Source organism: Rhodococcus sp. G6(2025), from assembly GCF_058628105.1.
This window is the reverse complement of sequence record NZ_CP179750.1, coordinates 5,856,530-5,876,614: the sequence shown is the minus strand read 5'-3', so window position 1 is coordinate 5,876,614 and position 20,085 is coordinate 5,856,530. Positions and strand designations below refer to the sequence as shown.

Annotated in this window: 17 protein-coding genes and 1 pseudogene; 9 read left to right on the top strand and 9 right to left on the bottom strand. The window is 68.9% G+C overall.

The features are described from left to right. Position 1 precedes the first annotated feature (1 nt). From ACLIVD_RS27160 to ACLIVD_RS27140, 5 genes and pseudogenes are all read left to right on the top strand, one after another. Positions 2–2,911, top strand: a complete 2,910-nt coding sequence (locus ACLIVD_RS27160; protein ID WP_491930927.1) for an FAD-binding and (Fe-S)-binding domain-containing protein — start codon at positions 2–4, stop codon at positions 2,909–2,911. A 1-nt stretch (position 2,912) separates the two neighbouring features. Continuing rightward, positions 2,913–3,341, top strand: coding sequence for a pyridoxamine 5'-phosphate oxidase family protein (locus tag ACLIVD_RS27155; RefSeq protein ID WP_105413566.1), 429 nt, complete (start codon positions 2,913–2,915; stop codon positions 3,339–3,341). Positions 3,342–3,482: 141 nt separating this feature from the next. After that, complete coding sequence (locus tag ACLIVD_RS27150) at positions 3,483–5,078, top strand: FAD-dependent oxidoreductase (protein ID WP_491930926.1); 1,596 nt, start codon at positions 3,483–3,485, stop codon at positions 5,076–5,078. Next, the gene (locus ACLIVD_RS27145) at positions 5,075–5,413 is read left to right on the top strand and encodes a ferredoxin family protein (protein WP_280781978.1); all 339 of its coding nucleotides are present in this window, start codon (positions 5,075–5,077) and stop codon (positions 5,411–5,413) included. Before ACLIVD_RS27150 ends, ACLIVD_RS27145 begins: the two co-directional genes overlap by 4 nt. A 97-nt stretch (positions 5,414–5,510) precedes the next feature. Beyond that, positions 5,511–6,873, top strand: a pseudogene (locus ACLIVD_RS27140) (bifunctional lysylphosphatidylglycerol flippase/synthetase MprF). A gap of 9 nt (positions 6,874–6,882) precedes the next feature. On the opposite strand, the gene ACLIVD_RS27135 reads toward ACLIVD_RS27140, so the two are convergent. The 3 genes from ACLIVD_RS27135 to ACLIVD_RS27125 all read right to left on the bottom strand — a co-directional run bounded on the left by ACLIVD_RS27135 (position 6,883) and on the right by ACLIVD_RS27125 (position 9,012). After that, on the bottom strand, positions 6,883–7,035 hold the full coding sequence (locus tag ACLIVD_RS27135; protein WP_009474321.1) for a hypothetical protein: 153 nt from the start codon (positions 7,033–7,035) through the stop codon (positions 6,883–6,885). A gap of 128 nt (positions 7,036–7,163) precedes the next feature. Then, positions 7,164–7,568, bottom strand: a complete 405-nt coding sequence (locus ACLIVD_RS27130; RefSeq protein ID WP_491930925.1) for a YybH family protein — start codon at positions 7,566–7,568, stop codon at positions 7,164–7,166. Next, a complete protein-coding gene (locus ACLIVD_RS27125; RefSeq protein WP_491930924.1) occupies positions 7,561–9,012 on the bottom strand; it encodes a purine-cytosine permease family protein in 1,452 nt (483 codons plus the stop codon). The genes ACLIVD_RS27130 and ACLIVD_RS27125 overlap by 8 nt, the downstream gene beginning before the upstream one ends. Positions 9,013–9,134: 122 nt before the next feature. Here ACLIVD_RS27125 and ACLIVD_RS27120 point away from each other — a divergent pair, with 122 nt between their 5' ends. Next, a complete protein-coding gene (locus tag ACLIVD_RS27120; RefSeq protein WP_283331283.1) occupies positions 9,135–10,646 on the top strand; it encodes a PucR family transcriptional regulator in 1,512 nt (503 codons plus the stop codon). A gap of 3 nt (positions 10,647–10,649) precedes the next feature. Here ACLIVD_RS27120 and ACLIVD_RS27115 read toward each other — a convergent pair whose 3' ends face one another. Then, a complete protein-coding gene (locus ACLIVD_RS27115; RefSeq protein ID WP_210461066.1) occupies positions 10,650–11,705 on the bottom strand; it encodes a 2,3-butanediol dehydrogenase in 1,056 nt (351 codons plus the stop codon). A gap of 191 nt (positions 11,706–11,896) precedes the next feature. On the opposite strand from ACLIVD_RS27115, the gene ACLIVD_RS27110 reads away from it, so the two are divergent. Next, a complete protein-coding gene (locus tag ACLIVD_RS27110; protein WP_491930923.1) occupies positions 11,897–12,538 on the top strand; it encodes a restriction endonuclease in 642 nt (213 codons plus the stop codon). 66 nt (positions 12,539–12,604) lie between these two features. On the opposite strand, the gene ACLIVD_RS27105 is transcribed toward ACLIVD_RS27110, so the two are convergent. Together ACLIVD_RS27105 and ACLIVD_RS27100 are read right to left on the bottom strand one after the other, a co-directional pair. Beyond that, on the bottom strand, positions 12,605–13,066 hold the full coding sequence (locus ACLIVD_RS27105) for a 6,7-dimethyl-8-ribityllumazine synthase (protein WP_005252720.1): 462 nt from the start codon (positions 13,064–13,066) through the stop codon (positions 12,605–12,607). Positions 13,067–13,089: 23 nt separating this feature from the next. Then, complete coding sequence (locus tag ACLIVD_RS27100) at positions 13,090–13,602, bottom strand: Lrp/AsnC family transcriptional regulator (protein ID WP_009474314.1); 513 nt, start codon at positions 13,600–13,602, stop codon at positions 13,090–13,092. Positions 13,603–13,740: 138 nt separating this feature from the next. Here ACLIVD_RS27100 and ACLIVD_RS27095 point away from each other — a divergent pair, with 138 nt between their 5' ends. Together ACLIVD_RS27095 and ACLIVD_RS27090 are read left to right on the top strand one after the other, a co-directional pair. Next, positions 13,741–17,253, top strand: a complete 3,513-nt coding sequence (locus tag ACLIVD_RS27095) for an indolepyruvate ferredoxin oxidoreductase family protein (protein ID WP_349307516.1) — start codon at positions 13,741–13,743, stop codon at positions 17,251–17,253. Positions 17,254–17,259: 6 nt separating this feature from the next. Continuing rightward, entirely contained in the window at positions 17,260–18,354 is a 1,095-nt protein-coding gene (locus ACLIVD_RS27090) for a Glu/Leu/Phe/Val family dehydrogenase (RefSeq protein ID WP_105413575.1), read from the top strand. A 66-nt stretch (positions 18,355–18,420) separates the two neighbouring features. Here the strand turns inward: ACLIVD_RS27090 and ACLIVD_RS27085 are convergent, their stop codons facing one another. The 3 genes from ACLIVD_RS27085 to ACLIVD_RS27075 all read right to left on the bottom strand — a co-directional run bounded on the left by ACLIVD_RS27085 (position 18,421) and on the right by ACLIVD_RS27075 (position 20,078). Further along, positions 18,421–18,834 carry an ester cyclase gene (locus ACLIVD_RS27085; protein WP_283331288.1) on the bottom strand — a complete coding sequence of 138 codons (414 nt, stop codon included), beginning with the start codon at positions 18,832–18,834 and terminating at the stop codon, positions 18,421–18,423. 84 nt (positions 18,835–18,918) lie between these two features. Next, positions 18,919–19,392, bottom strand: coding sequence for a winged helix-turn-helix transcriptional regulator (locus ACLIVD_RS27080; protein WP_283331289.1), 474 nt, complete (start codon positions 19,390–19,392; stop codon positions 18,919–18,921). A 110-nt stretch (positions 19,393–19,502) separates the two neighbouring features. Further along, complete coding sequence (locus tag ACLIVD_RS27075) at positions 19,503–20,078, bottom strand: TetR/AcrR family transcriptional regulator (protein ID WP_491930922.1); 576 nt, start codon at positions 20,076–20,078, stop codon at positions 19,503–19,505. Positions 20,079–20,085: the final 7 nt, after the last annotated feature.

Genomic DNA, 20,085 nt, shown 5'->3' with positions numbered 1-20,085 from the left:
CGTGGCTGAGCTGACACGTCCCGCGGCCGACCTGCATGCCGAGCTCGCCGAGTTGGGCATCGACCTCGACATCGGATCGCGGCGGCGCGCCGAATACTCCTTCGACGCCTCCAATTACCGGGTGCCGCCGCTGGCGGTGGCGTTTCCGCGCAGCGCCGGCGACGTGGTGGCGATCGTCCGGGCCTGCACCGACCGCGGCCTCCCCATCACCAGCCGTGGCGGGGGCACGTCACTCGCGGGCAACGCGATCGGCAGGGGAGTGGTGCTCGACTTCTCCCGGCACATGAATCAGGTGCGGGCCGTCGACGCGTCCGCCCGAACTGCCGTCGTCGAACCCGGCATCGTCCTCACGGACCTGCAGAAAGACGTGCAACTGGCGACGGACGGCGCGTTCACCTTCGCTCCCGACCCGTCCAGCAAGTCCCGCGCGACCGTTGGCGGCGCGATCGGCAACGACGCCTGCGGCAACCACTCCGTGCGGTACGGCCGCACGTCCGATCACGTCGTCGCGCTCGACCTCGTGACGGCGAACGGGCACCGGCTGACCGCCACCCGCGACGGGCTGCGGGCCACCGATCCCGGCGACGCGTCCGCGGTGAGCGAGGCCGGGCGGATCGCCGCCGGACTCGACGCGCTGACGCAGGAGTATCTCGGCGACTTCCGGCTCGAGCTGGGCCGCATCCCACGGCAGGTGTCGGGATTTCACCTGGCGAACCTGTTGCCCGAGAACGGCTTCGACGTGGCCCGCGCCCTGGTGGGAAGTGAGGGGACGTGCGCGGTGATCGTGGCCGCGACCGTCGCGCTGGTGCCGGTGCCGCCCGCGGCGATGCTGCTGTGCCTCGGATACCGCGACCTGGTGGACGCCGCCCGCGACAACGCGCTGATCCTCGCGTACTCGCCCGCGGCGATCGAGGGCATCGACTCGGCGATCGTCGACACCATGCGGCACCTGCGCGGCGCCGACTCCGTGGTCGGGCTGCCCGACGGCGAGGCCTGGCTGTACGTCGACCTCGACGGCGAGGACCTCGGCGAGGTGAAACTGCGCGGGGCCGAACTGGTCTCGAAGCTGCGGGCGGCCGGACGGATCGTCGACTCACGGGTGGTCGGAGACCCGGCGGAACGCGCGTCGCTGTGGCGGGTACGCGAAGACGGCGCCGGACTGTCGGCCCGACTCGTCGAGGGCGGCGAATCCTGGACGGGCTGGGAGGATTCCGCCGTCGCACCCGACCAGCTGGCCGACTACCTCGTCGACATCAAGGCCCTGCTCGCCGAATTCGGTCTCACCGGCGTGATGTACGGGCACTTCGGCGCCGGTTGCATGCACATCCGCATCAACTTCGACCAGCGCACCGAGGAGGGCCGGGACGTGATGTCGCGGTTTATCCACCGCGCCGCGGAACTGTGCGTGCGGTTCGGGGGATCGATGTCGGGGGAGCACGGCGACGGTCGCGCGCGGTCGGCCCTGCTGCCGATCATGTACACGCCCACCATGATGGCGGCGTTCGCGACGTTCAAGCGGCTCTGGGATCCGGCGGCCGTGCTGAACCCCGGCAGCATCGTCGACCCCGAACCGCTGCTGGGCAGCCTGGCCCTCGACGGCGTGAACCCGCGGGCGTGGCAGACGACTTTCGACCTCACCCCCACCAGCGACGTCCCCGTCGCACCGTTCGTCCACGCCGTCCAGGGGTGCATCGGGGTGGGCCGTTGCCGCGCCTCGACCGGCGGGGTGATGTGCCCCAGCTTCCGCGCGACCGGCGACGAGAAGGACTCCACCCGCGGCCGGGCCCGCGCCCTGCAGGAGATGGTCCGCAACTCGCCGACCGTCGCCGACGGATGGCGCTCCGAGGACGTCAAGGAATCCCTCGACCTCTGCCTGTCCTGCAAGGCCTGCTCCACCGACTGCCCGGTGGGCGTCGACATGGCCACGTACAAGTCCGAATTCCTCGACCACCACTACCGCGGCCGGATGCGTCCCCTGTCGCACTACTCCCTCGGCTGGCTGCCGGTGTGGCTGAAGATCGCCGAACGGTCCGCCCCCGTGATGAATCGGCTCACCGCGGGCCGACTGGCGAAGGTTGCGGCCAAGCTGGGTGGTCTCACCCCGCACCGGTCGATGCCGGAGTTCGCGTCCCGCAAGCAGATCCGCCGCGAGGTCGGGGAGACGTCGCGGAACGGCACCGCGGACGTCGTGGTGCTCGCCGACACGTTCACCCGCGGGTTTCGCCCCGAGGTGGTCGGCGCCGCGTCGCGGGTGCTCGCCGAGGCGGGCCTCAGCTCGCAGTGCCGCAGCGACGTGTGCTGCGGGCTCACCTGGATCTCCACCGGACAGCTGAAGCAGGCGAAGAAGACCCTCGCCAAGGCGGCGGAACTCCTCGACGACGGCACCGACCGCCCCATCGTCGTCCTCGAACCGAGCTGCGCCGCCGCGTTCCGCAAGGACCTGCCCGAACTCGTCCACACCGACGCCGCCCGACGCGTCGCCGCCCGCGTGCAGAGCTTCGCCGGCGCTGTCCTCGAGTGGACCCAGGCAGGCTGGACCCCGAGCGTGGCGCTGCCCGACGACGTCACCGTGCAGACCCACTGCCACGAATACGCCGTGTTCGGCGCGGCCGGCCAGCGGAAGACCCTGCAGGCGGTCGGCGTCGAACGCGTCCGCGAGGCCACCGGATGCTGCGGCGTCGCAGGAAACTTCGGGTTCGAGGCCGACCACTACGACCTCAGCATGCAGGTGGCGGAACAGGCACTCGCCCCCGCACTGCGCGACAGTCCCGAAGACGCAGTCGTGCTGACCGACGGATTCAGCTGCCACATGCAGGTACGGCAACTCGACCCGACCCGATCGTCGCAACACCTCGCCCAGCTGCTCGACCCCGCACCACCGTCGAAACCCGAACACCAGAGCGGAGACTGACATGTCGCAGTTGTCGATGACCAGTGAACAGCGCGAGAAGTTCCTCGCCGACGTACACGTGGGGGTGATCGCCGTCGACCGCGACGGGCGGGCACCGCTCGCCGTGCCCATCTGGTACGGCTACGAACCCGGCGGCGAGGTGTACGTCTGGACCGGACGCGGGTCGCTGAAAGAGCGGCTGATCCGCGCCGCCGGCCGCTTCAGCCTCGTCGCCCAGGACGAGAAGCCGCCCTACCGGTACGTCAGCGTCGAAGGTCCGGCGGAGTTCGACGAATCACCCACCGCCGACGTCGTCCGCGAACTCGCCACCCGCTACCTCCCCGCCGAGGAGGTCGACAGTTTCGTCGAGGAGGCGTACGACGACAGCGCAATCGTCATCCGCATGCGGCCGGAGCACTGGCTGAGCGTCGACTACGGCAAAGGCGCGTAGCGCCCGTGCGCCTTTTTGGTAGCTGGGACAACCAGAAAGGCGCACGGGCGTTCAGCTCACGCTGATTCTGACGATGGCGGCGCGGGCCGATGTGGGGAAGCGTTGAAGGGCAGTTGTTCCGCCTCGACAGGAGCGCCCTTCATGACCGAACTTCTCGACCTGAGCACCGACGTCCTCGTCATCGGCGGCGGCCCCGCCGGAACGTGGGCCGCGCTGCGCGCACGGCAATCCGGGGCGGACGTCGTCCTCGTCGACAAGGGGTACTGCGGAACCAGCGGCGCCACCGCGCCTTCGGGCACCGGCGTCTGGTACGTCGACCCCGACCCGTCCGCGCGGGCGAAGGCCAAGGCCAGCCGCGAAACGCTCGGCGGCCATCTCGCCGACCACCACTGGATGGACCGCGTCCTCGACCAGACGTACGCGAACATGAATCTCCTCGCCGAGGAAGGCCGGTACCCGTTCCCCGTCGACCCCGACACAGGCAGGCAGATCCGCACCGGACTCCAAGGGCCCGAATACATGCGGCGGATGCGGGCATGGGTGAAGAAGGCGGGCGTCCGGATTCTCGACCACTCGCCGGCCCTCGAACTGCTCGTCGACACCGACGGCCAGGTGCGCGGCGCGGCGGGTTACCAGCGCCACGACGACCGCGACTACCGGATCACCGCGGGCGCCGTCGTGATCGCGAGCGGCGGCTGCGCGTTCCTGTCCCGCGCCCTGGGCACCAACGTCGACACCGGCGACGGCGCGCTGATGGACGCCGAGGTGGGTGCCACGTTCTCCGGCATGGAGTTCTCCAATGCGTACGCGATCGTCCCCGCCAACTCCACCATCACCAAGACCGCCTACTACGGCTACGCCACGTTCTTCCACGCCGACGGACGCGTCCTCGAGGGCGCCGGCTCCACCAAGGGGCGTTCGGTGATCGCGAAAACGCTGCTGTCCGAGCCGGTGTTCGCCCAACTCGACCGCGCCGACGACGACGTGCAACGCCAGATGCGACTCGGCCAGCCCAACTTCTTCCTGCAATTCGACCGGCGCGGCATCAACCCGTTCACCGACCGCTTCGAGGTCAGCATGCTCGCCGAGGGGACGGTGCGCGGAACCGGCGGCATCGACGTGGTCGACGACACCTGCGCCACATCCGCCCCCGGCCTGTTCGCGGCGGGTGACGCCGCGACCCGTGAACGCATCTGCGGCGGCTTCACCGGCGGCGGCAGCCACAACTCGGCGTGGGCGATGTCGTCCGGCAGCTGGGCGGGCACGGGGGCCGCGCGGTTCGCGCGAACCGAACGTCGGGTCCGGGCGGGCGAACTGCGTCCCGCCGGCCGGGCCGGACTGCGGCCCACAGGGCGGTCGGGGCTGGAGGCATCCGCCGTCGTCGCGGCCGCGCAGGCGGAACTCATCCCGTACGAGAAGAACTACCTGCGGGACGGTGTGCGGGTGCAGGGTGCGCTCGACGAGCTGGAGTCGTTGTGGACGGCGTTGTCGCTGGGGCTCGGCGGCGACACTGGCGACGAACGTGTCCGGGCCCGTCAGGCCGCGGCGATCACCGCGGTGGGGCGGTGGATGTACCACTCGACGCTCGCGCGGACGGAAACCCGTGGAATGAGCAAGCGTGCCGACTACCCGGACCTCGACCCCGCGCAGCACCACCACGTGCTCACCGGTGGGCTGGACGACGTGTGGACCTCGACCGGCGCGGCACGCAGTGGGCTGTTGCGAGTGGCCTCGTGATCGAGGTGCTGCTGGCCGACGCGTGCATCGGCTGCGACAAGTGCGTCGACGCATGCCCCACCAACGTGTTCGACCGCACCGACACCGGGATCCCCGTGATCGCGCGGCAATCGGACTGCCAGACGTGCTTCATGTGCGAGGCGTACTGCCCGGTCGACGCGCTGTACGTGGACCCGCAGTCCACGCCGCTCGTCGACGGGCAGGACATCCCGGAGGACCACATCGGCCGGTACCGCGAGAAACTCGGCTGGGGGAAGGGGCGTGCCGCAGGCTCACTCACGGCGGTCGGGCCGTCCCTGCCGCACGGGGCACCACCGCCGAGGCTTCGCCCGTGAGTGCGTAGCGAGTCCAGGGGCTCGTCAACCACTCACGGGCGGCGGAGCCGCTAGATTGGAGGCACCGGAACAGTCGTCACCTGGGGCAGGGGTGCGGATGCAGAATTCGAAGTCGACACCGATGACCGTGCCCGGGCTGCGGGTGTACCAGCCCGAATCACCCGCGGCGCGGATGGCGCTCGTCGGCGCAACCGTCGTGGTCGGCCTCGTGCTCATGTGGATGGCCGGGCGGTCGGGTCCCGTTCGCACGTGGATGGTGGCGGCCGGAATCGCCGTCCTGCTGGTGGCCCGGGGACTGCATCTGCGGCGGCCCGTCACCATGACACATTCGGTGGCGGCGGTGCTGTTCGTTGCGGCCGCGGATGTGGCGTACACGAGCGCACATTCGACTCCGGGATTTCTCCTCCTCGTGGCCACCGGACCCGTCCTGATGCTGCCGGTGCGCAGTGTTCCGCAGCCCGAGGACCGTGCCCGCGTCTTCTCGCTGATCCAGCAGACCACCGACGATCCGCTGTCGCCGTTCGCCCTCAATTCGGCGAAGTCGTACTACTTCAACGCGTCGGGCACCGCGGCGATCGCCTACCGGGCGCGATCCGGAATAGCGGTCGTCTCCGGCGATCCCATCGGCAACGCGCTCGAATTCGGCGCCCTCCTCGACGAGTTCTCCGAGTTCGCGGCCGAACGCGGTTGGCGCGTCGCCGTGCTCGGAGCGGGAGAGCGCGTCGCCCGGCTGTGGGAGATCGGCGGCGACACCCGAAAGCCGTTGTCGGCGGTCCCGATCGGCCGTGACGTGGTGATCGACGTCGGACACTTCACCCTGCACGGCAGGAAGTTCCGCAACCTCCGGCAGGCCGTGCAGCGCACCCACAACGCCGGGCTCACCACCGAGATCGTCCCGGAAGCCGCGCTCGACGAACCGACGCGCCGGGAGTTGACGGACATCGTCGAGGCCGCCCGCGCCGGACATCAGCGCCGCGGGTTCTCGATGATCCTCGACCACCTGCTGGACGGCGCACTCCCCGGTGTTCTGCTCGTCATCGCCCGCGACTGCACCGGGCGCGCCGTCGCCTTCCAGCGTTACGGCACCGCCGATTCCGCCCGCGAACTGAGCCTCGACGTTCCGTGGCGAGCCGACGGCGCGCCGAACGGCACCGACGAACGCATGACCGTCGACGTCATCCGGTACGCCGGGCACACCGGTGCGCGATACGTCTCGCTGTCGTTCGCGGCGTTCCCCGAACTCCTCGACCCCGACGCACCCGGCGCGGGGGCCCCGGCTCTTCCGCCGTGTCCTGCACCTCGGCGACGTGCTGATCTCGCTCGAGTCGCTGTACCGCTACCTCGGCAAGTTCCATTCCACGGGGAACCGGCGCTACGTCCTCCTGCGTTTCCGTTACCTGCTGCCCGTGGCGTTCGCGTGCCTGACGTTCGAGTTCGTGCCGCACCGGGAACGGGCCTGAGGAGCGAGGTCAGAAGTCGAAATTCTTCTCGTTCGTCGCGGTGAGCGCGTCGACGACGGCCGCGAGATCGGTCTTGGAGACGTCCGGGGTCGCCTCCTTCGGTGTCGGTCGCGTCGCCTTGTCCGGTGGGGTCTGATTCTTGCCGGGCCGTTCGTCCGTCATCTGTGCACCTTCGCGATAGGCCGAGCCGGGCAGGTTTACTGACCAGTACACCGTCGGGCGACTGCGTCCGCAACTCGACAGGGTCCTGATGTGACGCGGTCCACGTCGAGCCAGCTATCTGTCAGCTATCAGGCTGTGATCGACTGGGGCGACAAGTGCTCGTGGACGGCGATCCAGCCTGAATCTTCACGCCGCCGGAACAGGATCGTCTCCCGTTCGTCGAGCTCGACCGTTCCTGTCGAATGCCGCACGGTGGTGCCGACCCGGTGCGTCAGCACCGCGACATCCGGGGCCGGAAACGTGACGTTCTGCTCGCGGGAACGGCACGCCAGGATACGGAACCCGTCCGACTCCCACTCGGACCAGAGGTCGCGGTAGGCCTCGCGACTGGGCAGCGGCACCGGGTGGGTGTAGAAGACGAACGTCGCGTCCGGGCTGAACGCCTCGAAGTAGGCGGTCGTGTCGTGCTCGCCGAATGCCTGGATCAGCGCGTCGATCGCGTGCTGGACGTCAGCCGTTTTCGTGTCAGCCATGAGCCGGGTTCTCCTCGACCGCCAGCGCGGCTTCGCTGTCTTCGATGAACCGTTCCTCGGTGTCGAGGTCCAGCGACCGGGACAGGACCCAGTACACGATCCCCGACACGGCGAGTCCGACCGCGAACGCGACGTCGACGTCACCGAGGGCCGCGGCGATCGGCCCGACGTAGAACGGCAGCACCATGAACGGAACGGAGGCGACGATGCCGGCGAAGAAGGCCGTCATGCCCCGCCACGACCACATTCCGTACAGCCCGTCCGGCGTGAACAGGTCGGTGATGGCGTAATGCCCGCGGCGCACGAAGAAGAAGTCGGTGAGATTGACGGCGGTCCACGGCACGAGGAGGTACAGCATGATCAGCAGCGTCGTGTTCAGGACGGTCGTCGAATCGGTGAACAGCAGGCTCAGCACCAGCCAGACCGCGGCCAGCGCGAGGACGGTCACCACCCGGATCCGGCGGGACGGGGTGACCTTCCGGAAGGAGTCGATGCCCGTGATCACGGTGAGCATGCCGCTGTACGCGTTCAGGCCCATGGTCGCCACCAGCACGAGCGTCGCGACGAGGGCGAGCACACTGCCGAGGAACGGCACCACCGAGTTGCCGGCGTCGTGGATGCCGGCGAGCGCGTCAGTGGCTCCGAGCCGGGTGGCCATCCACGCACCCACCGGGATCAGCCAGACCGGCGACGCGGAGGCGCCGAGGAACACAGCCGACACGATGGCCGACGTCCGCGTGTTGCGCGGCAGGTACCGCGAGTAGTCCGACACGTACGGCGCGTAGGTGATGTTGTAGGAGGCCGCGACACTGAACTGGGCGATGAACGCCAGCAGAGTGAACCCGCCCGTCGCCGCGCCCGCGTCGCCGCCGGCGTGCCCGAACACGACGCCCCACGTGAGGATGGCCCACAGCGGCAGCGACAGCCAGAACAGCACACGGAACGACAGGTGCAGCAGATCGTGACCGTAGATCGCGAGCAGCGTGGCGACCGCGGTGATGACGACGGCGATGACGGCCGCGTTCCACCCGAAGATGCTGTGCAGGCCCGCCTTGATGATGACGACGTCCACGACGTTGAACCCGACGTACGTGAACAACGTCCCGATGAGTGCGAGGACGACACCGCGATAGCCGAACTGCGCGCGGGACTGCACCATCTGCGGGAGTCCGAGCACCGGTCCCTGCGACGCGTGGAACGCCATGAACAACGTTCCGAAGAAGATGCCGAGAATGCCCGCGACGACCGTCCAGCCCAGCGACAGGCCGAGGGCGGGGCCGACGAAGCCGATGGCCACCGTGAAGGGCTGGAAGTTTCCGACGAACCAGAAGGGGCCCTGGTCGCGGACCTTCCCGTGACGTTCGTCCTCGGGGACGTAGTCGATCGAGCGGGTCTCGATGGTGCCACCGAGGGTCGCGGCGGTGTCGCCGGAGTGATCTGACACTGAAACTCCTTGGAGGTGCTGTGGCTCTGATCACCACTCTGCGCACTGCGCCGCCCCGGCACCAGAGGCGAGATGTACAGTTCGTCTATTACGGTTGGGCAATTCGTACAAGGGGTCGCCGGGTGATCACCGTCCAGGACGTCCTGTCGGCTCCCACGCTGCGGCTCACGTCGATGAGCGGGATGGCGGGAGTCGACAACCCCATCACCGCAGCGCACGTGTCCGAACTGACGCGTCCGCGGGACTGGCTCCAGGGCGGCGAGTTGCTGATGACCGTCGGCCTGATGCTTCCCACCACCGAATCCGGGTGCCGCGACTACGTGCGGGACTGCGTCGCGGGCGGGGTCGCCGCACTGTGCCTCGGTCTGGGGCACGGGCTGCCCTACCAGGCGCCACCGGCGCCGCTCGTTGCGGCGGCGCGCGAATTCGGCGTCCCGCTGCTCATCGCCCCCGACTCGGTGCCGTTCATCGCCATCACCAAATGGATCTTCTCCCGGATCGCCGAGGAGGAGAAACGTGCGCTCGAGGACGCCATCGAACTCAGCTACCAGCTCACCGCGGTCGCGGCCGGACCGTCGCCCCTGAGCGGACTGCTCGACAAGTGGCGGTCCGTCAGCGGCTCCCTCTGCGCAGTGCTGGACGCGTCCGGCGGGGTGGTCCAACTCTCCGACGGCGTCGACGCGGCGTTCCTGCAGGACGCCCAAGACCAGGTGGGTCGCTACACCACCCGGGCGAAGGGCTGGACGGCGTTCGGCGGTGCCGGTCGGCGGGAACTCGAACTGCACCCCGTTCGCATCGACAACCCGCTCGCGTTCGTCGTGCTCGAGCGGTCGGCGGACAGCGCGCTGCGGCACGCGTCCAATGTTCTCGTCTCGCTGTTGTCGCTCGAACTCGAACGGCGTCACGTGGCCGGCGAACCGGAGCGGCAGCGGCGGGCGGCGGCGCTGGCGCAGTTGCTCAGACCCGGACTCCGGCGGGAGCGCGCACATCAGATCGCGGCCGGCATCGGGCTGTCCCGGGACCCCCTGCAGATCGCCGTCGTGCGCTCCACTCCCGAGGCTGTGGCCGACCTGACCGTCCGGATCGGTTCGGTCCTTCCGGATTCCGTCCTGAGACAGCGCAATTCGGACATCGAGATCGCGCACCCCGAGGTCGCCGGGCTGGCGGACCTGCTGTCGGGCGTGGCAGAGGGATGCGCCATCGGGATCGGCGCGCTGGTTCCGGTGGACGCGCTGGCCGTGTCGGCGATGCAGGCGCGATCTCTCGTCGCCGTCAGCGCCCGACTGGGCCGCGCCGTCGACGCCAAGGAAGGGGAGACCGTGCAGTTGCTGCTGCGACTCGGCTCGGCCGACGTGCTCAGCGGCTTCTCGACCGCCGTCCTCGCACCCCTCGATCAGCTCGAGCCGCGCGAACGCGTCGAACTCCAGCGAACGCTCGAGGAATGGCTGCGAGCCAACGGGGCCTGGGACCCGGCGGCGGCCGCCCTCTCCGTGCACCGCAACACCGTCCGGAACCGGATCGACAAGATCGCGGCGCTGACCGGGCGGAACCTCGACCAGGCCGACGACCGCATGGAGCTGTGGCTGGCGCTCAAGGCCAGGGCGGTGACGCCGTCGACGGACGAACCCGACTGACGGTCACGCCCGGACCAGGATCTTCACCGCCGTGTCGTTGTGCTCGATCAACGTCGTGAGGCCCTCGGAGACCAGGTTGTCGAGTTCGATCCGGCCGGTGATGAACGGGGCCAGGTCGATCACGCCGGTGCGCACCAGCTCGATCACCGCCTCGTGATCTCGGACGTAGGCGATGGTGCCGCGCAGGTCGATCTCCTTGAGGACGAGCTTCTGCATGTCGACCGTCGCGGGCTTTCCCCAGATCGACACGTTCACCACCACGGCTGCGGGCCGGACGGCGTCGAGGATGGTGTCGAGGACGGCGTTGACCCCGGCGCACTCGAACCCGAGGTCGGCGCCGACACCGTCGGTCAGCTCGAGCACCCGGGTCTTCACGTCCTCCGACGACGGGTCGATCACGTGATGCGCGACCCCACTGGACAGCGCCTTCTGCTTCCGGGCGTCGCTGAGTTCCGTGACGATCGTGGTGACACCCAGGCCCTTCAGGACCGCGGCCACCAGGAGTCCGATCGGCCCCGCGCCGCCGACCAGCGCGACGTCGCCGGCCTTGGCCCCGCTGCGGACGACCGCATGGTGCGCGACGCTGAGCGGTTCGATCAGGGCCGCCTCGTCGAGCGGGATGTCGCCGATCTTGTGCACCCACCGGCGGTCGACCACCACCTTCTCGCTGAGTCCGCCTCCGCCACCGGCCAATCCGATGAAACCCATCTTCGTACACAGGTGGTAGTTGCCTGCCTTGCAGGACGCGCACTCGTTGCACACGAAGTACGGCTCCACCACCACGTTGTCACCCACGGCCACATCGGTGACGCCCTCACCGACCTCCTCGACCGTCCCGGAGAACTCGTGGCCCATCGTCACCGGAGCATTCTCATGCGACAGCGGATGGGGATGCCCCGGCGGGGAGATGAAGATCGGGCCCTCCAGGTACTCGTGGAGGTCGGTGCCGCAGATTCCGCACCACGCGACCCGGAGTTTCACCGCGCCCGGCCGCAATTCCGGCTCCGGGATGTCGTCGATCCGGATGTCGCGTCGGCCGTGGAAGCGTGCTGCCCTCATGAATCCGCCCTCACTACGTTGTGAACGTGCTGATTCGGGGAACGGTACGGGCGCGCGGCCGGGGGCGGGAAGAGTTGCAGTGTGTTGCAATTCGATGGCGCCGGTGTGACGTTCACCGGCCGATAGCTGGTTTGACCGGATCTGCGGGTACCTTCGAGGGGAAAGACTGGTTCGATCTGGGGGAGTGAGGCATGGCACGCATACGCACGGCGGCTGAAGCCGAAATCAACGCCGCCGAGCAGATGCAGAAGCTCGGTTACGGCGACGCCACAGCGCTACTCGGAGGCGCGGACGGCGGCATCGACGTCTACTCGTCACGCGCGTACGCGCAGGTGAAGTGGCGTGGCGGCAGTGCAGGCAAGTCGGACCTCGCGAACCTCTACGGCACCCGCGGAACCAGCCACGCCCGGAAGCTCCTGTACTTCTCCGGCCCCGGATACACGGACGAGGCCGTCGACTACGCGGACACGGTGGGCATCGCCCTGTTCCGGTGCGAGCCCGACGGCGATACCCCGCCGGTCGGTGTCCACGCCCCGAAACTGGTGGCCGCCGCGCGTAACTCGACGGTTGCGGTGGCCCCGTCCCCGCCGCCCCCACCGGAGCCCGAATCGCCGGCGCGCATCGTCGCCCGCAACGCATGGGCGATGGTCGCAGGCTTCCTCGGCGCCCACTGGCAACTCCTCGGCGCCGTCGTCTGCACGATTGTCCTCATGATCGCCCCCTTCGGCGAAGGGAACGTCGGGCTGCGGGTGTTCGCGACGATCCTCGCCGTCGTCGGCGCGCCCGTGTTCTGGCTCCTCTACGTCCAGCACCGGCACGCGAAGGACCGATAATACGAGGAAACCACCGTCAGTGCGTACTGACGGTGGTTTCTCGTTGCGGTTCGGAGTGGGCGAATCTCAGTTCGCGGTCGGCAGCGACTTCAGCGACGTGACGGTGGCGACGCAGGCACGAGCGGCCTCGGCGCCCTTCTTCACGAAGTGGTCGTGGAAGTAGTTGAGATGCTCGTCGTGCTCGTGGAAGTGGTGCGGCGTCAGCACAACCGAGAACACCGGCACGTCCGTGTCGAGTTGCACGCGCATGAGGCCGTCGATCACCGCGGTCGCGACGAACTCGTGCCGGTAGATGCCACCGTCCACGACGAGCGCGGCCGCGACGACGGCGTCGTAACGCCCGGTGAGGGCGAGGCGGCGTGCGTGCAGCGGGATCTCGAACGCGCCCGGCACCTCGAAGAAGTCCAGCTCGTCCTTCGAATACCCCAGCGTGTTCACCTCGTCGGTGAAGCCCTCGCGCGCGCGATCGACGATGTTGCGGTGCCACGTGGCCTGGATGAACGCGATTCGTCCCTGACTCTCACTCATGGTCTGAAACTACTGCACCGGAGCTAGCGCTGTGAACGGGGCAGTGCCGTGGACCGGCCCCACCCGGAGTCGTCGGTGAGGTGCTCGAGCAGGGGCTGAATCCGGTACGGCAGCGGGCTGGTCAGCGCGATGGTGGTGGTCGAATGCGTGATGCCGGGCAGGTTCGCGATCTTCTCCAGCAACTTCTGCAGCTCCGCGTGCGTGGACGTGGCCACCCGCACCAGCAGATCTTCGCGGCCGGTGGTCGCGTGGATCTCGATGACCTCCGGCAGGTCGACGAGGCGGTTGCCGACGGCGGTGAGCTTGCCCTGTTCGAGTTCGAGCCCGACGAACGCCTGGATGGGAATCCCGACCTCGGCGAGGTCGAGGTTGGGGCGGAAGCCGGTGAGCAGTCCGCTGGTCTCCATGCGCTTCATCCGGGACTGGACGGTGTTGCGGGCAACGCCCAGCGAGTTGGCGAGTTCGGCCACGCTCATGCGTGAGTCCTGGCCGAGCAGTCCGAGCAACTGCACGTCGAGCTTGTCGATGCTGAGCACTTTGGGTACCTCCGGGAAGTGACGACCGTCACCTGTTGCGTGAACTGATTAGTTGATCCGATTTGCGTTGACCAAATCTTAGACCAGATACAGGATCAAGCTCACGAAATGCTCAACGCGACGGATCGGGAATCGCAGATGACTCAGTTAGACGACGCTCGCACCAGTGCAGCATCCTTTGATCTCGCCGACCGATACCGGGCCGACTCGGGCCCGGTGTTGATGACCGGTGTGCAGGCCATCGCCCGCCAACTGGTGGAGCAGCACGAACGCGACCGCCGCGCGGGACTGAACGTCGCGACGTTCGTCTCCGGCTACCAGGGCAGCCCCCTCGCCGGACTCGACCGCACCATCGCCGCCATCCCCACGTTGAGCACCGACCACGACGTGAAGTTCGTGCCCGGCATGAACGAGGAACTCGCCGCGACCTCCGTCTGGGGCAGCCAGGTCGACCTCCCGCAGGGCGAGCGCACCCACGACGGCGTCGTCGGCGTCTGGTACGGCAAGGGTCCCGGCCTCGACCGCGCCAGCGACTCCATCCGGCACGCCGCCATGTACGGCGCGAACGCCCGCGGCGGCGTCCTCGTCCTCGTCGGCGACGACCCCAACGCCAAGTCCTCCACCATCCCCTGCGCCAGTGAGCGGTCCATGGCCGCGATGGGCATGCCCGTGTTCTTCCCGCGCAACGCCGAGGAGGTCATCACGTTCGGCCTCTACGGTGTGGCGCTGTCGCGGATCTCCGGCTGCTGGTCGGGCATGAAGATCGTCGCCGACGTGGCCGACGGACTCTGGACCCTCGACCGCGACTTCGCCGACCTCGACATCGTGCTCCCCGAGATCGAGTGGAACGGCAAGCCGTGGTCGTACCGGCAGCGCGTGCTCGCGTCCCCGCCCGACAGCGTCTATGCCGAGGCCGACCTGTACGGGCCGCGCTGGGCGATGGTCGAGGCGTTCAACGCCGCCAACGAGATCGACAAGATCGAGGTGAACCCGCGCAGCGCGTGGCTGGGCATCGCCGCCGTCGGCACCGCCTACGACTCGCTGCGCCAGGCCCTGCTCGACCTCGGGCTCGGCGACTCCCAGCTCGAGGACGCCGGCATCCGCATCCTCCGCGTCGGCATGCCCTACCCGCTGGGCGCCGACAAGGTTCGCGAACTCGCCGACGGCGTCGAGCAGGTCCTCGTCGTCGAGGAGAAGATGCCGTTCGTCGAGTCGCAGCTCAAGGACATCCTCTACGGCGGCGCCAGCGCACCGGCAGTGCTGGGGAAGAAGAACGCGCAGGGCAAGAACCTGATTCCCGTCGACGGTGAACTGACCGCCGCCCGTCTCACCGGACCGCTGCGCCGCGTCCTGAAGGACCGGGTCGCGCTGACGCCGGCCCCGCCGCCGCGCCTCGAGCTGACCGTCCTCCCGACGTCGCGCACCCCGTACTTCTGCTCCGGCTGCCCGCACAACCGCTCCACCGCGGTACCCGAGGGATCGATCGCGGGCGGCGGCATCGGCTGCCACACGCTGGTCACGATGTCCGGCCGCACCGACAGCGCCGTCACGATGCTCACCCAGATGGGCGGCGAGGGCGCGCAGTGGATCGGGCAGGCCCCGTTCAGCGACGTCAAGCACATGTTCCAGAACGTCGGCGACGGCACCTACTTCCACTCCGGTCAGCTCGCCGTGCAGGCGTGCGTCGCCGCCGGCGTCAACATCACGTACAAGGTGCTCTACAACTCCGCCGTCGCGATGACCGGGGCGCAGGACGCCGAGGCCGGGCTGACCGTGCCGCAGCTGACCCACAAGCTGGCGTCCGAGGGCGTCAAGCAGATCATCGTGTGCGCCGAGGACCCCAAGCGGCACAAGGGCGCCCACTTCGCCGCCAACACCCTGCTGTGGGACCGCACCCGGCTCGACGAGGCGCAGCGCGTCCTCCGCGACGTCGAGGGTGTCACCGTGCTGATCTTCGATCAGCAGTGCGCCGCCGAGGCCCGCCGCAAGCGCAAGCGCGGCAAGCTGCCCGCCCGCCGCACCCGCGTCGTCATCAACGAGGCCGTCTGCGAGGGCTGTGGCGACTGCGGCGTCAAGTCCAACTGCCTGTCCGTGCAGCCCGTCGACACCGAATTCGGCCGCAAGACCAAGATCGACCAGACCAGCTGCAACACCGACTACTCCTGCCTCGAGGGCGACTGCCCGTCGTTCGTGACGGTCGAGCTGCCCGAGGAAGGCGCACCGAAGACGTTGCGCGAGATCCCGGTTCCGCCGGAGGTCGGCGACCCCGACCCCGCAGTGTGGACCGGAACGCACAACCTGTTCATGGCCGGTGTCGGTGGTACCGGCATCGTCACCGTCAACCAGGTGCTCGGCATGGCCGCACTGCGCGCCGGGCTGCACGTCGAGGGACTCGACCAGACCGGACTCAGCCAGAAGGCCGGACCCGTCACCTCGCACCTGCGGCTCAGCGATCAGAAGACGCGGTCGGGAAGCTCGGCGCCGTCCAACCGGATCAGCCCCGCGACCGCCGACTGCGTCCTCGCATTCGACCTGCTGACGGCGGCCGACGCCAAGTACGCCGGCTTCGGCAGCTCCGAGCGGACCATCACCGTCGCGTCGACCAGCCAGACCCCGACCGGCGACATGGTCTACGACCCCGCCGTCCGCTACCCGGACGAGGACAAGCTGCTCGAGCGTCTCGACGTCTCGGCCCGCGAACTGACCGCGATCGACGGGCTCGCCGCCGCCACCGCACTGTTCGGCAGCACGGCCGCCGCCAACTTCCTGCTGGTCGGCGCGGCCTACCAGGCCGGCGGACTGCCCGTCCCCGCCCGCTTCATCGAGGAAGCCCTCGAGATCAACGGCGTCGCCGTCGAGTCCAACAAGGCCGCATTCCACTGGGGACGCGTCGCCGTCGCCGACCGGGAAGCCTTCCTCGCCGCCACCAGCTCGGCCGCCGTGCCCCAGCGCAGCGACACCGTCGTCCCGACGCACCTGTTCGCCGGATCCACCCTGGACGGCACGACGCTCGAACTCACCGAACGCCGCGCCGCGAACCTCGTCGCCTTCCAGGGCGACCGCGTCGCCGCCCGCTACATCGCCCTGGTGCAGCAGGCATGGGACGCCGAGCGCGAACTGGGCAGCCGGACCGAGTTCAGCGAGGCCGTCGCCGCCGGCCTGCACAAGCTCACCGCCTACAAGGACGAATACGAAGTGGCCCGGATGCTCACCGACCAGGCGTTCCTCGACGCCGCCGCCGGCGAGGTCCCCGGCGCGGGCAAGCTCACCTACAAGCTGCACCCGCCCGTCCTCAAGGCCATGGGCCGCAAGACCAAGATCGGATTCGGCCCCCGCTCACACGTCGCGCTCAAGACCCTCGCCAAGGCGAAGTTCCTGCGCGGCACCGCGTTCGACCCGTTCGGCTACGCCAAGGTCCGTCGCCTCGAGCGTCAGCTGCTCGCACACTACGAGACCACGGTGGCCCGCCTCGTCGCCGACCTCTCCGCCGACACCTACGACACCGCAACGCTGATCGCCGCGACCCCCGACCTCGTCCGGGGCTACGAGGACGTGAAGCTGCGCAACGTCACCGTCTACCTCCAGCGTCTCGCCGAACTCGGCGTCGACACCTCCACCATCACGATTGCCACCACTCCGGAAAGGTCCTGAGAAGACATGACTCTCACCGCGGAACGTCACGACACCGCACTACCCGAAAACGCTGGAGTGTTCGAGCGCACCGATTTCCCCACCGACACCGCCCACGAGCAGGTGACGTTCTTCCAGGACCCCGCCACCGGACTCAAGGCGATCGTCGCGATCCACGACACCACCCTCGGACCGGCGCTCGGCGGAACCCGCTTCTACCCGTACGCCGACGAGGCCGCCGCACTCAAGGACGTCCTGCGCCTGTCGCGGGGCATGACCTACAAGTCGGCGATCGCCGGAGTCGACCTCGGCGGCGGCAAGGCCGTCATCATCGGCGACCCGGCCACCGGAAAGTCGGAGGCGCTGCTCGAGGCGTACGCCCGGTTCGTCCAGACGCTCGGCGGCCGGTACATCACCGCCGGCGACGTGGGCACCAACTCCGACGACCTCGACGTGATGGGCCGCGCCACCGACTACGTCGTCGGACGCAACACGTCCGCCGGCGGGTCCGGCGACAGCGCCCCGATGACAGCCCTCGGCGTGTTCCAGGGCATGCGCGCCGCCGCCCAGGCCACGTGGGGCACCGCAAGCCTCGCCGGCCGCACCGTCGGCGTCGAGGGCACCGGCAAGGTCGGCTACCAGCTGATCAAGCTGCTGCTCGCCGACGGCGCGTCGGTGGTCGCCACCGACGTCAACGCCGCCGCACTCGACCGCGTGGCCCGCGACTTCCCCGACGTCAAGATCGCCTCCAGCGTCATCGGGCAGGAACTCGACGTCTACGCACCCTGCGCGATGGGCGCCACGCTCACCGACGAGTCCGTCGCCGCGATCACCGCCCAGGTGATCTGCGGGGCCGCCAACAACCAGCTCGCCCACCCCGCGGTCGAGCACGACCTCGGCGAACGCGGCATCACCTGGGTTCCCGACTACGTCGCCAACGGCGGCGGACTCATCCAGGTCGCCGGCGAGCGGCTCGGCACGTCCGCCGACGACGTCCGCGCGCAGGTCGAGAAGATCTTCGCCACCGTCGTCCAGATCCTCGACGTCGCGAAGCGGGACGGCATCCTCGCCGGCGCCGCAGCCGACGCCGTCGCCGAGGCCCGCATCGCCGCAGCCAGGTAGGCCCTCCGGGCCCGTGCGCCTTTTTGGTAGCTCCCGCAACCAGAAAGGCGCACGGGCGCGAAGCGCCTAGGCCGTCAGCCGCCGGTGCAGCTCCCAGGCATTGCGCTCGACGCGATTGGATTCGAGCATCCCGTCGGCGCGGACGCTCCACACCGCGGTGCCGGTCAGGTGAATCGGTTGCCCGTCGGGTTCGGTACCCATGAATCCGCGGTTGCGGCCGGTCATTTCCCACAGCGACGCGACGCGGGAACCGTCCTCGTTCTGGAACGTTTCGACGGGGATGAACTCCAGATCCTCGACGGTCGACTGAAACTTCAGCACCCATTCCTTGAAGGCGTCCCGGCCGCGGATCGCCTCCCCGCCGGTGACGATGACGAAATCCTCGACGACGAGCTCGTCGATCGCGTGCGGGTCCTGGGGTGACTGCCACACCCGGGCCCAGAAATTCTCGACTGCGTGAACTCCGTGTTGTACAGACATGGTTTCCTTGCTCTCTCGCTAACTTGGAATTTCCAAGTTAGCACGGATACGACGAGGTCGCGCCCCGTTCTTCACGAGTTCCGGTTAACCCTGCGAATCGCCCGCCGGGGCCGGAGCACCCTGCTGTACATGCAGAGTCGATGCGGGGACGCGGCGACCGTCGTCGGTGACGAAGGCGAGGGAAACGGCCTCGCCGGTGGTCTCGTCGGTGTACTCGGGGGAGGTGCTACCCGGACGCGGCAGATGGTCGCGACCGAACTGGCCCAGCGCCCCGATCACGACATGCAACTGCTTGCCCTTCTCCGTCAGCACATACTCCAGACGTTCCCGCGACCCCTCCTGACGATAGGCGCGACGTTCGAGGATCCCTTCGTCGACGAGCATCGCCAACCGTGCCGTGAGCACGTCGGACGCCACCCCGAGACTGCGGGTGAACTCCGAGAACCGACTGTGGCCCCAGAAGGCGTCGCGGACGATGAGCAGCGTCCACTTGTCGCCCAGGAGTTCGAGGGTGCGCGCGATGGAGCAACGGGCAGGCGTGGCCGACGACGGACTCATGCAACGAGGATAGTCCGTACTGGCTTGGTGCGTCCAAGCCAGCGGCTTCGCCGCCCGTGCGCGGCGAACGAGTGCAGAGACTCGCTAACCGCGCACGGGCGCGAAGCGCCTCACGCCCGCATCCCCGTGACGACGGCGTCGAGGAACTCGTCCGCGATCTCCTCGGGTGTCTCGGCGCCCGCGGGGGTGATCCAGAGGTAGCTGTAATTGAACATGCCCAGCAGGCCCTTGACCATCAGCCGCGGGAGAGCCCGGAACTGTCCGTCGCGGATGCCCTGCTCCAGCGCGTTCCGCCAATGCGATTCGTAGCGTTCACGTTCGGCGATGATGCGATCCCGACGCTCGTTCGTCAGGGCGTGGTACTCGCGGAAGAAGACCGTCCACTCCGCACGGTGCTCGGCGATGTTCCGCATGAGGGCTCGTGCGAGGCCGCGCAGCCGTTTCTCCGGATCGGCCTCGGACAGCGCGAGTTCGTCGGCCACCGTGTTCATCTGCGCGAGTTGCCGGCTGCTGATCTCGTAGAGGATTGCCTCCTTGCTGCCGATGTAGTGGTACAGCGCTCCCCGGCCCAGCCCGGTCGCCTCACCGATCTCGGCGACCCCGGTGCCGTGGTAGCCCGACTTCGCGAACAATTCGGCGGCCACCTGCAGGACTCGGTCCCGGTTGGCGTCGTACTTGTCGCTCATCGAAGGG

Bases quoted from the DNA above. Each gene is read 5' to 3' on its own strand.
- ACLIVD_RS27085 (WP_283331288.1), bottom strand. From the start codon at position 18,834: ATGTCTGTACAACACGGAGTTCACGCAGTCGAGAATTTCTGGGCCCGG.
- ACLIVD_RS27130 (WP_491930925.1), bottom strand. From the start codon at position 7,568: ATGGCTGACACGAAAACGGCTGACGTCCAGCACGCGATCGACGCGCTG.
- ACLIVD_RS27155 (WP_105413566.1), top strand. From the start codon at position 2,913: ATGTCGCAGTTGTCGATGACCAGTGAACAGCGCGAGAAGTTCCTCGCC.
- ACLIVD_RS27090 (WP_105413575.1), top strand. From the start codon at position 17,260: ATGACTCTCACCGCGGAACGTCACGACACCGCACTACCCGAAAACGCT.
- ACLIVD_RS27110 (WP_491930923.1), top strand. From the start codon at position 11,897: ATGGCACGCATACGCACGGCGGCTGAAGCCGAAATCAACGCCGCCGAG.
- ACLIVD_RS27115 (WP_210461066.1), bottom strand. From the start codon at position 11,705: ATGAGGGCAGCACGCTTCCACGGCCGACGCGACATCCGGATCGACGAC.
- ACLIVD_RS27075 (WP_491930922.1), bottom strand. From the start codon at position 20,078: ATGAGCGACAAGTACGACGCCAACCGGGACCGAGTCCTGCAGGTGGCC.
- ACLIVD_RS27150 (WP_491930926.1), top strand. From the start codon at position 3,483: ATGACCGAACTTCTCGACCTGAGCACCGACGTCCTCGTCATCGGCGGC.
- ACLIVD_RS27095 (WP_349307516.1), top strand. From the start codon at position 13,741: ATGACTCAGTTAGACGACGCTCGCACCAGTGCAGCATCCTTTGATCTC.
- ACLIVD_RS27105 (WP_005252720.1), bottom strand. From the start codon at position 13,066: ATGAGTGAGAGTCAGGGACGAATCGCGTTCATCCAGGCCACGTGGCAC.
- ACLIVD_RS27135 (WP_009474321.1), bottom strand. From the start codon at position 7,035: ATGACGGACGAACGGCCCGGCAAGAATCAGACCCCACCGGACAAGGCG.
- ACLIVD_RS27080 (WP_283331289.1), bottom strand. From the start codon at position 19,392: ATGAGTCCGTCGTCGGCCACGCCTGCCCGTTGCTCCATCGCGCGCACC.